Below are 14117 nucleotides of genomic sequence, written 5' to 3'. Positions count from 1 at the left end.
GCAGTCTTTGCCGGTGGTTTTCCCTCATCGAATTACCCAGCTCAGACAGAGAAGAGTAGCCGGAATGACAACACACAAGACCCTTTGGACCGCAGTGGCGGCAGCGAGTCTGATCGCCTCTGCCCATCACAGCCTGGCGGCCACCAACATTGCCAGTACCGCCCCCACAGACACCGCTTCAGCGCACTCGGTGCCAGCAGTGGGCAGCTTTGCCGCAGACATCAGCGATAACACCTTTGCCTATATTCCACCGCAATGTTTCACCGACCCGGTGGATACAGACGGTTCGGTAAAGAACCCGTGCTACGCCTGTCACACCATGAGCAAAACCCCGAATTTCTTTAACGATATTGATGTTCAGCTGGCCTACGCCTTCCCGGAAAACGCCACCACCAACCGCTGGTTGAACATGTTCGCCGACCGCTCGGAGTTCATCGAAAAAACCTCCGATGCCTCGATGCTGAACTACGTTCGGGAAGACAACTACTTTGACGAAAAAGGCCGTATTCAACTGGCCGAGACCTTGGCCAAGCCGCCCCAGCAGTGGGACCGCAACAGCAATGGCCAATGGGATGGTTACACCCCGGATGTGTGGTTCAACTTCGACAGTGAAGGCTTCGACCGCACACCTGCAGGGGATTACAGCGGCTGGCGGGTGTTTGCCTATTACCCGTTCGAAGGCACCTTTTTCCCCACCAACGGCTCCACGGATGATGTGATGATCCGTTTGGCACCGGCGTTCCAGCAAACCGAAGAGGGCAAATTCGACCTGACCACCTACAAGGTGAACCTCGCCATCGTCGAAGCCATGGTGAAGGCAGAAAGCATTGCCATCAGCGCCGTCGACGAAAACCGCTTTGGGGTCGATCTCGACAAGGACGGCAAACTGGGTGAGGCCCGTCAGGTAACCTACGACTGGGCACCGCTGGAAAAACGCTTTATGAGCTACGTTGGCCTTGCTCGCCAGCAACTGCAACAAGGCGACGTTCACCTTGCCAAGGGCCTGTACCCGGAAGGCACTGAGTTTGTGCATTCGGTGCGTTACCTCGATGTCCAGGACGGCCAGGTCACCATGGCCAAACGCATGAAAGAACTGCGTTACAGCCAGAAGCAATCCTGGCGCAACTACTACAAGCTGCGTCAGATCGTGAACAAGGAAATCAAGGAGCGCCACGACTTCCCGGATCGTCAGAAAACCGTATTTGGCAATATGGAAGAAGGCATGGTGGCGCAGTACGGCTGGCGTTATCAGGGCTTTATTGAAGACGCCGAGGGCGCACTGCGACCTCAAAACTACGAAGAAACCCTGTTCTGCATGGGCTGTCACGGCAACATTGGCGCCCAGACCGACACCACCTTGTCGTTTGCCCGTAAGTTCGGTGCCGACAGCCACAAACAAGGCTGGTATCACTGGATGGAGAAAAGCCTGCAAGGGGTTGCCGACCCGAAACGGGAAGACGGCACTGGCCAATACGCCTACTACTTGCAGAACAACCCGACCGGCAACGAATACCGCACCAACATGGAGGTCTACAACAAGTTCTTCAATCAGGACGGTAGCCCCAAGGAAGCGGCGTTTGCCAAACTGGAAAACGACATCAGCTATTTGCTGATGCCAAGCCCGCAACGGGCCATGCAGTTGAACAAGGCCTACAAGGCGGTGGTTGAAGAGCAGAGCTTCAAGCTTGGCCGCGACGCCATTCTTGACCCACATAACAACGTTCACGACGCGGTTGAAATGGATCAGGAAACCGGTATCCAGCAGGATCTGACCCGCTATTAAACCCTCGCAGGAACAAACTCCCGGCGGCTGAGTGTTTTGGTTGCCGGGTTTAGAGAAGCCTGTTTTAAAACGCCGCCGGAAGCATTTCCGGCGGCGTTTTTGTTTTCAGGGGCAGAGGATGGCAGGAAGAAAACAGAAAAAGTAATTACATAACAATAACTTGCGTGATCGGATAAAAGTTCGCAGATGTAAAGTGGAACAGATCGTTGCATTAAAAACCCCAATTCAGCAATAAAGCGGGTTTAACTATCAAATGATAATAGTTGTCATCTTTTTGCAAGGTCGATGTCATTGAAGTGAACCGGAACTGTCATTTTTGCTGACTAGCGTGCCCTCGTTACCAAAAAAGAGGCGCCTCCGGGCACCCCACTAAAATCACGAGGGACTCCTATGAAACTGCTCCGCGCAAAGTTGTCGCTGGCCATCGCTCTGTCGATGTCGGCGGCCGCCCATGCCGCTGTTGTCAGCACCGACCAAAGCGAAAACGCCTGGTACGCTGACGCCCAAACCCGCCTGCAAGCCAAAATCAGCGCTGCCAACGCCGCCGCTGGCACATCGGCCAAAAACGTTATCCTGTTTGTTGGCGATGGCATGGGCATTTCCACGCTGACGGCTTCCCGTATTCTGCAAGGCCAGCGAGAGGGCAACCCGGGCGAGGAAGGCTATCTGTCGTTCGAGGAATTTCCGCACACCGCACTGGTAAAAACCTACAACGTCGATGCGCAAACGCCGGATTCCGCAGGCACCATGACGGCGATGATGTCCGGTCTGAAGACCGACGTGGGCGTGATTGGCGTGGACGAAGACATTGTTCGCAGCGACTGCTCAACCGTGGCCGGTAACGAAGTGGTCACCGCGCTGGAGCTGGCCGAAATCAAGGGCTTGTCGACTGGCGTGGTATCTACCGCCCGTATCACACACGCAACCCCGGCAGCGACCTATGCGCACGCCGCCGACCGCAACTGGGAAGATTATTCCGACATGCCGGAAGCCGCCCAGGGCACTTGCGAGGACATCGCCTCCCAGCTGGTGAATCTGGAAGCCAATCTGGAAGCTCGTTACGAAGGCGTTGACGTAGACGGCATTGAAGTCGCCTTTGGCGGCGGTCGTCGTCACTTCCTGCCAAAAGAAGCGGCCTACAACTCCGCCGATGCTGTCAGCACCATCGAAGGTGACCGCACCGACGGCCGCGACCTGACCGCTGAATGGCAAGCCCAATACCCGAACGGCAACTACATCATCGACCAGGCCGGTTTTGATGCGCTGGATACCGACAGTGCCGAACGTGTGTTAGGTCTGTTCAACGAATCCCACATGCAATACGAAGCTGACCGTGGCAACGACATTGCCGGTGAGCCATCGATTGCCGAGATGACCAGCAAAGCCATTGAGGTGCTGGACAACAACGACAAGGGTTTCTTCCTGATGGTGGAATCCGGCCGTATTGACCACGCCCACCACGCGGGCAACGCCGCCGGTGCTCTGAACGAAACCATCGCCTTTGCCGAAGCCGTGCAAGCCGCTGTTGATGCCACCGACCCAAGCGAAACCCTGATTCTGGTGACTGCTGACCACAGCCACGTATTCACCATTGCCGGTTATCCAAAGCGTGGTAACCCGATTCTGGGCAAAGTGGTTTCCGTGGGTTCTGAAGAAGCCGCCAGCGCTGCCGACGGCATGCCGTACACCACGGTTGGCTACATGAACGGTTTGGGCTACCAGGACCTGGGTGCAGAAACCAACTCCGACGCCATCTACAGCTACGACGCCAATGCCGGTCGTATGGATATCTCTGCGGTAGACACCACCACTGCCGGTTACCACCAGGAAGCACTGATTCCACTGGGCTCGGAAACCCATGCCGGTGAAGACATCACCCTGCACGCCAAAGGTCCGGGTAGCCAGCTGGCTCGCGGTGAAGTTGAGCAGAGCGTGGTATTCCACATCATCAGCCGTGCGCTGGGTCTGGTAAGCGAATAAGGAGATCGGAACAATGACATTCAACAAGCTTTTCCTGGCCGTAATGGCTGGCTCCGTGCTGATGACCGGTTGCGGCTCCGACGGTGATAACGGCACCGCAGGCAGCAATGGCACTGACGGTAGCAATGGCGCTGATGGCAGCAACAGCCTGATCGTGCAAACTGCGCTGGAGGCTGGCGACAGCAACTGCAGCAATGGCGGTGTGCAAATCGACTCTGGCCTCGACAGCAATGCCGATGGCGTCCTGTCTGACGCCGAAATCACCGCCACCCAATACGTCTGTAATGCTGGCCGTGGCGACCTGACCAACGGCGAATTGGCCACCACACTGACTAACGACTGGTACATTCAGTCGGCTGCCAAGCTGGATTCTACCGAAGCCGCGTTGGCCGCCATTCAGAACGCCCGCGGCGCTGCCAAAAACGTGATCCTGTTTGTCGGCGATGGCATGGGCATGTCGACCATCACAGCCTCGCGCATTCTGGAAGGTCAGAACCAAGGCGGCCTGGGTGAAGAAAACACCTTGAGCTTTGGTGCTTTCCCGTTCACCGGTTTGTCCAAAACCTACAACGTGGACGCCCAGACCCCTGACTCGGCGGGCACCATGACTGCCATGATGTCCGGTGTGAAAACCGATGTTGGCGTTATTGGTGTGGACGAAGACATTGTCCGTGGCGACTGTTCCACCGTTGCGGGTAACGAGTTGGTTACCGCATTGGAACTGGCCGAGCTGGCAGGCAAGTCGACCGGCATTATTTCCACCGCCCGTATTACCCACGCCACACCGGCAGCCACCTATGCCAAGTCGGCAGACCGCAACTGGGAAGACTATTCCGACCAGCCAGCGGATGCCCAGGGCGTGTGTGAAGACATCGCTTCCCAGCTGGTGAATTTTGAAGCCAACCTCGAAAGCCGCTTCAGCGGTTACGACGTTGATGGCATCGAAGTGGTCTTTGGCGGTGGCCGTCGTCACTTCCTGCGCAAGGACGCTGCCGACAACACCGTTGACGCCGTATCCAGCACCGAAGGTGACCGTACCGATGGTCGCAACCTGGTGAATGAATGGGCCACGGCCTACAGCAACGGTGTCGTGACCTTTGGTACTGAGGCAACCGCCGCTGCGGGCAATACCCCGGCGGGCACCGACTTTGATGCCATTGATACCGAAACCACCGAACGGGTGTTGGGTTTGTTCAACGAATCCCACATGCAGTACGAGGCCGACCGTGGCAACGACCTGCTGGGCGAGCCATCCCTGAGTGACATGACCAACAAGGCGATTGGCATTCTGGACAACAACGACGACGGCTTCTTCCTGATGGTGGAATCCGGTCGTATCGACCACGCTCACCATGCTGGCAACGCCTTTGGCGCCTTGAACGACACCATCGAGCTGTCTAACGCCGTTCAGGCCGCGGTTGACGCCACGGACGCCGAAGACACCCTGATCATCGTAACGGCTGACCACGGCCATGTGTTCACCATTGCCGGTTATCCAAAACGCGGTAACCCGATTCTGGGCAAAGTGGTTGCTGTGGGTTCTGACGAAGCATCCACAGCGTCCGACGGACTGCCGTACACCACCGTGGGTTACATGAACGGCATTGGCTTTATGGATCTGGGTGACGAGACCGACTCCGACCAGAGCTACTCCAATACCGGTACATCAGGCCGCGTGGACCTGACCGAGGTCGACACCACCGCGCCGGGTTTCCATCAGGAAGCTCTGGTTCCGCTCAGCTCTGAAACCCACTCCGGTGAAGACGTTGGCATCTACGCCAGCGGTCCGGGTGCTCACCTGGTGTCTGGCACCAACGAGCAAAGCATCATCTTCCACGTGATGGAACATGCTGCCGATCTGACCGGTCTGGCGGACGCCGTCGCCGCTGACTGATCGAGCCCCAACAGCGTTCTGCGTCGCCGCATGTTAAGGCTGCGCAGACCGCTGCGTTATGAGCTGTTTGCTGGCTGATGTTATGGCCATCGAGAATCTGGAGAACCACATGAACAACACTATCACCAAACGCCTGACCGCATTGATGGCACTGACGGCGGCGGCATCGTCTGGCTGGGCTGCCAGCGCTGAGCAGTGCGCGGCCAACGCCCAGGAACTGGGTGCCCGTTATCAGATCGTGACGGAAGTTCACCACGACGAACACGACGGAAGACACGTGCATGACGAGCAGCATGAGCACGATGTTATTTCACGCACCAATGTGCTGGAACTCTGGCGTCATCAGGGACTGGTCGCGCATGTACACCCGCAGGATCAGGTGGCTGAAATCTGGAACCGCGTCAGTGACGGTCGGGTGCGTCCAATTCGATACTTCGACAACGATCAGCGGGCCATTGAATACGCGCCGGAAGACGTGAACCGTGGCAAAGGCGATCACGACTGGCAAGGCAAAAACCAGCTGTTCACCGATGCCTACCTGGCCAATCTGACGCTTGTTAGTGAGCAGGGCAGTGGTTGCGAACGCACCATCACCTACCAGCAGAACGACGCTTCAGGCTCAACCACGCTGGTGTGGATGCCTGCGATGAACCTGCCAAAATCTTTCGAAAACCAGTCCGGCCAACGCACCACGCGCTGGCAGCTGACCTCGATGCAGCACGATCATGCTGATATCGAACAGGTGTTTGATGTTCGTGAGGGGTATTTGTCGACGGATTACGCCGACATTGGCGATAACGAAACCGACCCGTTTTTCCGCAAGCTGATCAACCTCGGCTTTGTGAGCCACGGATCATCCGGTTTCTACAACGCCGAAGGTGAAGACATTGGCGGCGGCCACGGCCACCACCATTAAGGTTGTGCCGCAAGTAACGGCGGTAAAAGCGATATAAAGCGAAAGCACAGCGCGGTCGGCCGCCGCGGCTGTGCTTATCAGAGTCCTTGTTAGCGCGTTTATTCAGGCGCTGATTCGGCCGCTGCTTCAATCCGATAGCACGGCACGTAGTTGCCGGTGATCTTCATCCGACCATGGGCAACCATGCTGCTCAACAGCTGATCCATTTCCTGCATGATTTGCGGGTCACCGTTCAGCAGGTAAGGCCCTTTCTGTTTCACCCGTTCAATCCCCTCAGCCTTGACGTTACCGGCGACAATGCCGGAAAACGCCCGGCGCAGGTCCGCGGCCAGTTCGTGCTTGGGTGCAGACAATGACAGGTTCAGCGCCGCCATGGACTCATGGGTAGGGTCGAACGGCTGCTGGAAATCAGCGTCGATGTGCAACGACCAGTTGTAGAAGTAGGCATCGTCACCCTGCTGGCGATGGGCTTTAACGCGGGCCACACCGGCTTTCATGGTTTTGGCGACCCGAGCCGGATCATCAATGATGAGCTCATAACGGCGACAGGCGTCGTTGCCAAGCGTCATGCCAATAAAGCGGTCGATGGCGCGCAGGTAATCTTCGGTTTCCTTCGGGCCGGTAATCACCACCGGGTACGGAATGTCCTGGTTGTCCGGGTGGGACAGAATGCCGAGCAGGTACAGCAGCTCTTCGGCAGTGCCCGGGCCACCCGGGAAAATCACAATGCCGTGGGCCATGCGCACGAAGGCTTCCAGACGTTTTTCAATATCGGGCAGGATCACCAGCTCGTTAACGATCGGGTTGGGGGCTTCGGTGGCAATGATGCCGGGCTCGGTAATACCCACATAACGGCCGTCCTGTTTGTGCTGCTTGGCATGGCCAATCATGGCGCCTTTCATTGGGCCTTTCATCGCGCCCGGGCCGCAACCGGTGCCAACGTCCAGACCGCGCAAGCCCAGTTGGTAACCAACTTCCTTGGTGTATTCGTATTCGTTGCGGGGAATCGAGTGACCACCCCAGCACACCACCAGATTGGGCAGTCGTTCAGGTTTCAGCACATCGGCATTGCGCAGCAAATGGAAAATGGCGTTGGTAATGTCGTCGCTGTTGTCCAGATTGAAGCGGTGCGCCTTGATGATGGAGTCGCGGGCGTAGAGCACATCGCGCAGCACCGAGAACAGCTGCTCGCGCACTCCGCGAATGATTTCGTCGTCGACAAACGCGCTGGCAGGTGGGTTGACCAGTTTCAGTACCAGGCCGCGATCTTCCTGTTCAAACTGAACATCAAACTGCTGGTATTCCTTTTCAATTTCAACATAGCTGTCTTGCATGCTGCCGGCGCTCAGCACCGCATAGCAGCAACGGCGTACCAGATCGTGGGCTTCGCTGCTGACATCACGCAGTTGCTGAATTTCGTAGCGGGACAGTACCCGCATGTGGGTTTTCGGGTGAATCAGTTCGTATTGCTTCATAAAACATCCTCTCTGTTGCAGCCGTCAGGCCCTGTCCATGTCCGTCGGACGATGTAAAACCCGCAATTCCATACCAAGTGCTGACATGGCCGGGCGATGACGGTGTTACGTGAACCGCACTCCAATGCTTTCAGTTTAGTGGACCCTTGGAGGGATCACACGATCAATGTAACGGGTGTAAGAGCGGTTTGTCTCTTTGACGTCAGGTTGTCAGATCAAGTTCGATTTGTCCGGCAACCGCACGCAGTAAATCGGATCGGCAAATAATGCCAGCCAGTTGTTCGTCGTGAACGACGGGCAAACAGCCCCAGCCATGTTCAACCATCAGTTCAATCACCCCACTCAGCGGTGTGTCCGGTTCCACACAATAGACCGGGCGACTGGCCAGTGGCAGCACCGGAGTTTGCTCAAGCTCTGCAGCCGTCAGGCTAACGGCGCTGTCGAGCAAATCTCGCATGGACAACAACGCCTGAATCCGCTGATCACTCAGCAGTGGCAGGTAACGGAATCGGTGCTGGCTGAACAGCTGCCAGGCTTGCAGAAGTGTGGCGTCTACCGCCAGTGATACCACGCCGCTGGTCATGATGTCGGCGGCGGTGAGTGTCATCGGTTTGGGCAGGGCATCTTCAACATGCTGGTATTGCTCGATGCCAGCGTTATGGCCCGGGGATGGTTGGGAAACAGAGCGGGGCAGGTGGTCCTGTGGCTGCTCGGTTTGTGACGTGTGGGCCTGTGAAGCGTGGGTCTGTAGATCGTGGGCCTGATCATCTGGCAACGAAAATTCAGCGTGTTCTCCCAACGCGCCCGTATGACTGGCGGCCTGCGCCCGGCTGATGCGACGTCTGGGGCTGTGCTCGGGTGTCGCAATCCGCTGCCCCATATCAAAAACGATCAAACTCATCTGAGTCACCCTGCATCTCTGATTTGCCAACTGCTGTTATGCCACAGGCGTTGCATCTGCGGAACAATCTGCTGATGTGGCGGCCGTGCCCGGCAGGCTTCATATGGTGGTTTTTGTACTACCCTGTGTAATGGCGTGTGAAGGAAATCACAGTTCTCTGGACAGAAAATCAACGTGTGTCGAGCAGGCCGATGTTTTGTTAACAAAATGTAACAAAAGCAGCGCAGTAATCGGTGGGTTTCATACTTTCAGGGGATTAGGATGCAACCTTATGCAGATTATATTTCTTTCAATGCTGCGAATATGGACGCTTCAAACCTATTAACAGCAAAAATAACAACAAACAGACAGGTAGCATTATGGTGAACAAGAAGATTCTTGGACTGGCAATTGCGGCTGCCAGCCTGGGACTGGCTGGTTGTAATATCAGCAGCACCAGCGGTAACAGTGACGTAAACCAAGCCCCGATTGACACTGGTGCAGCAGACGCAACGCCAAGTCAGGTCGCTTCCATTTTCTCCGCTGGTAACAGCGACGTTCCCGTTAACAGCGACCTGTTGTTTGCTCAAGCGTCGGCAACCGACGGTACGGCTGAAACAGACGACACCACGCCGCCTGTCACCACCGCCATCAGCAAGTTGACGGGTTTCTCTACTACGGCTTCTTTCTACTTGCCGTTTAACGGTGCCCTGGACGCGGATTCTGTGGTGGCTGGTCAGACGGTTTTCCTGATCGAGCTGAAAAGCAATGAAGACGACAGCAGCATCGACTCGCTTGACGTCAGCACCATTGTTGCCGCCAACCCGACCAACCCGTTTGCAGAAGGCGCCGATCAGCTGACCGCAGCAGACTACGCTGCCAGTTATGTTGAGCTGGAAGACGGTTCTCACGCCATTCAGGTGACGCCACTAAAGCCGCTGGATGAAAAAACCAAGTACATCGTTGCGGTAACCAGTGGTGTGACCGATACCGCTGGTGTTTCTGTTGCGCCTTCGGCGGAATACGATTTGTTGGCCGGTGATCTGGAATTGCCTTCCGATGCTCTGGCACCGGTGCGTACCGCTATTCAGGCCTGGGAAGGTCTGGCAGGTGCTTTCCTGACCGCCGCCAGTGGTGGTGCTCTGAGCCAAGACAACGTGATCTTCACTCAGGCCTTTACCACAGACGGCAGCCTGGGGTCGCTGAAGTCTTACGCGGCCCCGGCATTGTTTGTGGCGGATAATCTGTCATTGGCTGCAGCGGAAGCTCTGACCGATCAATTTGCCGGCGGTCAGCTCGAAGACATTGTGGCTCGTTCAGTTGCTGTCCGGGGTGCGGGCGGAGATCCAACCAATCCAGCGCAGCTTGCAGCCGTGGACGATACCACCATTGCCTATGTGAAATCGCTGGACGCTTATCCCGGCTACGTATACGGAGCCATTGCTTCTGCCGATATCGGCAGTTTGTTGGGTTCTGATGCAGAAATTTCGTTGGAGGACCTCAGCTATGCGCCGGCTCCTCGCGATGTCGGCCTGGTTGATGGTGCAACGGTTGATGGTGTGATCTATCAGGCGTTGGGTGCGACTACCGGGGCTTCTCCAGCCACGCTGGGTACGGGCACCAGTACCACAACCCGTTATTACCAAGGCAAGATTGCGCTGCCAAACTTCCTCGACTTGCCTGAGTTGACCACCGAATACACCGCCACTGGTATTTCTGCGGCAATGGCGGCGGATGCCGATTGGTCAGCCAATGCCAATGTCGGCGCTGTGCTGGACTCTGCTTTGGGTAACGCAGCAGGCACCACGCCACCGACGGACGCCGATGGCTCTACCAACGTCACCTGGCGTTATCCGTTCCCGGCCGCTTCTGAAGAAAGCAGCGGCATGAACCAGGCACCACTGTTGGTGACGGTGCCGGATAGCACAGCGTGTGGTGGCGCTACCGAAGTGCCAGTGGTGATCTACGTTCACGGCATTACAGGCAGCCGCGCTAACAGCGTTGCGTATTCTGCCGCGTTGGCAGACCAGTGTGTGGCCACGGTCGCCATTGACTTGCCGGTTCACGGTATTGCGCCGATCACGTCAGATTCCAACGGTAACACAGTCGATAACAGCACCATCCGTTTCAGCATGGATGCCAGTCAGGCTTCCTACACCGGCTCTCCATGGGCGGCAGCGATTGCGCTTTCCGGCGGTGCTTCTGCGGCCACCGGTGCGGCCGAGCGCCACGGCAACATCTGGCAGGACAGCAACGGTATCCGTTGGGAAATGGACTTTGATGGCACGGTTGAAACGGAAGGTACGGACGGTGACGTTGCCGCTGGCACGTCGGGTTCTACCTTTATTAACCTGTCCAACTTTACCCGTACGCGCGACAACGTGCGTCAGGCCGTGGCTGATCTGCTGAATGTGAACGCCAGCCTTGGCAACATCAGCGATGCGGTTGCAGCCCAGCCTACCGGCGTTGGCTTCGATCTGGATCGCGTTTACCTGGCGGGTCACTCCCTGGGTGCGATTGTCGCAACGACTTATGCTGCGGTGAACAACGACGCTGCTGTTTTGGCGGCCAACGACAACCTGTCTGAATTGCAGGGTGTGATTCTGGCCAACGGTGGTGCCCACCTGACCAAGCTGCTGGATAACTCACCGGCCTTTGGTCCGACCATTTCCGGCGCGTTGGCCGCATCCGGTATTGCCGTAGGTACGTCCAACTACGAAAAATACATGTATGTCTTCCAGTCTGCGGTGGATGTGATCGACCCGGCCAACGCGGCAGCAACATTGGCGGCCACCGATACTCCAGTGCTGCTGTTCAACATGGTGGGTGGTAATGCACTGCCAACGGATGCATCCGGTATTTCCCTGCCAGATGGCTTCAAACTGGCTGGCATGTTCCCGGCGGATCATACGGTGCCGAACTTCGACTACTTCTACGACAATGACACCAACCCTTATGCGGCCTATGCACCTGCTTTGGGTCTGACCAGTGGTCTGGCAGGCTACCGTGCGCCGATGGCGGGTACCGATGGTCTGGCCGCGTTGCTGGGTCTGGAAACCGTTGATGCCTCGACAGACACCACCAGCTTGTCGACGCCGCTGCGTGCCCAAACCCGCTTTGCCACTGGCACTCATGCAACCTTTGCCAACGCGGACAGCCTGACGGCCTTTGCCGAAATGGTTACCGAGTCGGTTCTGATGATTAACGGTGCCTTTGGTACGGTTAATACTTCAGTACTTGAATCCAACTAAGCCTTTGCGGAGAAGAACAATATGAAAAGCAAAGCGATGAATATCGTCTTCAAAAAAGCCCCGCTGGCGTTGGCTGTAACGGCGGTGACCATGGCATCCGCTAACGCCCTGGAATTTGAACTGGCCGGTGCCGATGTGCGCATCGACAACACCATCAGTGCGGGTGTTGGCTGGCGTACCCAAGACCCGGGTGCTTACCAGATCATGCCTGCCAACGGCACGGCGACGGGTAACGGCGGCTCCGGCTCCTCGTACAACTACGATGATGGAACCCTGAACTACAACAAGGGCGACATGTACACCCGCACCATCAAGTGGAGCGGTGACCTCGACATCAGTTACGAAAACTACGGCGGTTTCTTCCGTGCCCGTGCTTTCTATGACGATGCCATCATGAACGGCGATCCGCAGTTCAAGGAATACAGTGACGAGACCAAAGACGCTGCGGGCAGCGGTTGGGATTTGCTGGACGCCTACGTCTGGGCCGATTTCGAAATTGGTTACACCCCGGTGCTGGTACGTGCCGGTCGTCAGGTTCTGAGCTGGGGTGAAAGCACCTTTATTCAGGGCGGTGTGAACAGCATTAACCCGGTTGATGCTTCGGCATTCCGTAAGCCGGGTGCCGAGCTGAAAGAAGCACTGCTGCCGGTCAACATGCTGTACACCTCCGTAGGCCTGACGCCAGATCTGTCGTTTGAAGCCTTCTATCAACTGCAGTGGGAAAAGACCCGTACCGACGCTTGCGGAACCTTCTTCTCTACCGCTGACTTTGTTGCCGACGGCTGTGGCCCGGTAATCCTGGCCGGTGTTGCTGACGAGCGTGACATCATTGAATTCCGTGATAACGAAATTGCCAATGGTGTTGCCATGACCGACCGGGTTGCTCCGGTTGCCGAACGCATGAAAGACGATACACCGGATAACCAGGGCCAGTACGGTCTGGCCTTCCGCTGGTATTCCGAAGCACTGGGTGACACCGAATTCGGTGCCTACTACATGAACATTCACAGCCGTCTGCCGTACATCAACGGTGTGGTGGTGAATTACGAAGAACATGCGGCTTACAACGCCAATGCGACCTATCAGAGCAAATACCCGATGTATCAGATTTCCTATCCGGAAGATCTGAAGATCATGGGGCTGAGCTTTGCCACGGCAACCGAAAGCGGTGCATCGGTTTCCGGTGAACTGAGCTACAAGCCGGATATGCCGTTGCAGTGGAACGCGTTCGAGCTGCTGCTGGCAGGTAACGCGGCGCCATACAGCCGTATGTACCAGCGTCGTCTGGAAGAAGTGGGTGGCGATCCAACTGCACTGAGCGGTGAGCTGGCCAAAGGCTACGATGAGTACGATATGTGGCAGTTCCAGACCACTTACATCACCATCTTCGACCGCGTGTTCGGTGCAGACCGTATGGCGCTGGTGGGTGAGGCCGGTGTGGCTTACATTCCAGACCTGCCATCCACCGACGACGCCCGTTATGGCCGTTCCGGTGCCTGGGGTATCGGTAACAACGACGGCGTGTTCGGCGACACCAACTACTGTACTGCGGATACCACACCAACCGGTGCTGATAATTCCGGCCAAAACGCCCATTTGGCGAACTGTACCGACGATGGTTATGTCACAAAGTGGTCCGGTGGTATTCGCCTGCGTGCGGCACTGGATTACAACAACGCCTTTGCAGGGGTGAACATCACACCGATTCTGTCACTGGCCTACGACAAGGGTAATGGTCCTGAGCCGGGCGCTCAGTTCATTAACAACCGTCTGACCACCGGCGGTACCTTGCGCTTTGTATACATGAACCAGACGTCCATCGACCTGAGCTACACCAACTATACTGGTGGCGAATACAACCAGATGAAAGATCGCGACAATATCACCCTGTCTGCGAAGTACTCTTTCTGATTGGCTCAGGCGACCTAGTGAGGATAT

General features: G+C 56.6%; 9 protein-coding genes. 6 read left to right on the top strand and 3 right to left on the bottom strand.

What is annotated here, in order from left to right:
• The first annotated feature begins 64 nt into the window (after positions 1–64).
• The gene (locus tag G516_RS23315) at positions 65–1783 is read left to right on the top strand and encodes a hypothetical protein (protein WP_156879108.1); all 1719 of its coding nucleotides are present in this window, start codon (positions 65–67) and stop codon (positions 1781–1783) included.
• Here the strand turns inward: G516_RS23315 and G516_RS24820 are convergent.
• Positions 1780–1995, bottom strand: a complete 216-nt coding sequence (locus G516_RS24820; protein WP_156879107.1) for a hypothetical protein — start codon at positions 1993–1995, stop codon at positions 1780–1782. The genes G516_RS23315 and G516_RS24820 overlap by 4 nt on opposite strands.
• A gap of 178 nt (positions 1996–2173) precedes the next feature.
• Between G516_RS24820 and G516_RS0118730 the strand changes: the two genes are divergently transcribed.
• The 3 genes from G516_RS0118730 to G516_RS23310 all read left to right on the top strand — a co-directional run bounded on the left by G516_RS0118730 (position 2174) and on the right by G516_RS23310 (position 6573).
• Complete coding sequence (locus G516_RS0118730; protein WP_028294948.1) at positions 2174–3763, top strand: alkaline phosphatase; 1590 nt, start codon at positions 2174–2176, stop codon at positions 3761–3763.
• 13 nt (positions 3764–3776) lie between these two features.
• On the top strand, positions 3777–5657 hold the full coding sequence (locus G516_RS0118725) for an alkaline phosphatase (RefSeq protein ID WP_036537448.1): 1881 nt from the start codon (positions 3777–3779) through the stop codon (positions 5655–5657).
• 109 nt (positions 5658–5766) lie between these two features.
• Positions 5767–6573, top strand: coding sequence for a hypothetical protein (locus tag G516_RS23310; RefSeq protein WP_156879106.1), 807 nt, complete (start codon positions 5767–5769; stop codon positions 6571–6573).
• A 98-nt stretch (positions 6574–6671) separates the two neighbouring features.
• Here G516_RS23310 and ppnN read toward each other — a convergent pair whose 3' ends face one another.
• Positions 6672–8048, bottom strand: coding sequence for a nucleotide 5'-monophosphate nucleosidase PpnN (gene ppnN, locus G516_RS0118715; RefSeq protein ID WP_084645227.1), 1377 nt, complete (start codon positions 8046–8048; stop codon positions 6672–6674).
• A 202-nt stretch (positions 8049–8250) separates the two neighbouring features.
• Positions 8251–8949, bottom strand: coding sequence for a CBS domain-containing protein (locus G516_RS0118710; protein ID WP_028294945.1), 699 nt, complete (start codon positions 8947–8949; stop codon positions 8251–8253).
• A 359-nt stretch (positions 8950–9308) separates the two neighbouring features.
• On the opposite strand from G516_RS0118710, the gene G516_RS0118705 reads away from it, so the two are divergent.
• Entirely contained in the window at positions 9309–12179 is a 2871-nt protein-coding gene (locus G516_RS0118705) for a hypothetical protein (protein WP_028294944.1), read from the top strand.
• Between the two features lie 21 nt (positions 12180–12200).
• A complete protein-coding gene (locus G516_RS0118700; RefSeq protein WP_028294943.1) occupies positions 12201–14090 on the top strand; it encodes a DUF1302 domain-containing protein in 1890 nt (629 codons plus the stop codon).
• The last annotated feature ends 27 nt before the right edge of the window (positions 14091–14117 follow it).

The sequence above is a fragment of the Oceanobacter kriegii DSM 6294 genome, assembly GCF_000422845.1.
Lineage (GTDB): Bacteria > Pseudomonadota > Gammaproteobacteria > Pseudomonadales > Oceanobacteraceae > Oceanobacter > Oceanobacter kriegii.
This window is presented reverse-complemented; position numbering and strand designations above follow the sequence as displayed.

Bases quoted from the DNA above. Each gene is read 5' to 3' on its own strand.
- G516_RS23315 (WP_156879108.1), top strand. From the start codon at position 65: ATGACAACACACAAGACCCTTTGGACCGCAGTGGCGGCAGCGAGTCTG.
- G516_RS24820 (WP_156879107.1), bottom strand. From the start codon at position 1,995: ATGCAACGATCTGTTCCACTTTACATCTGCGAACTTTTATCCGATCAC.
- G516_RS0118730 (WP_028294948.1), top strand. From the start codon at position 2,174: ATGAAACTGCTCCGCGCAAAGTTGTCGCTGGCCATCGCTCTGTCGATG.
- G516_RS0118725 (WP_036537448.1), top strand. From the start codon at position 3,777: ATGACATTCAACAAGCTTTTCCTGGCCGTAATGGCTGGCTCCGTGCTG.
- G516_RS23310 (WP_156879106.1), top strand. From the start codon at position 5,767: ATGAACAACACTATCACCAAACGCCTGACCGCATTGATGGCACTGACG.
- ppnN (WP_084645227.1), bottom strand. From the start codon at position 8,048: ATGAAGCAATACGAACTGATTCACCCGAAAACCCACATGCGGGTACTG.
- G516_RS0118710 (WP_028294945.1), bottom strand. From the start codon at position 8,949: ATGAGTTTGATCGTTTTTGATATGGGGCAGCGGATTGCGACACCCGAG.
- G516_RS0118705 (WP_028294944.1), top strand. From the start codon at position 9,309: ATGGTGAACAAGAAGATTCTTGGACTGGCAATTGCGGCTGCCAGCCTG.
- G516_RS0118700 (WP_028294943.1), top strand. From the start codon at position 12,201: ATGAAAAGCAAAGCGATGAATATCGTCTTCAAAAAAGCCCCGCTGGCG.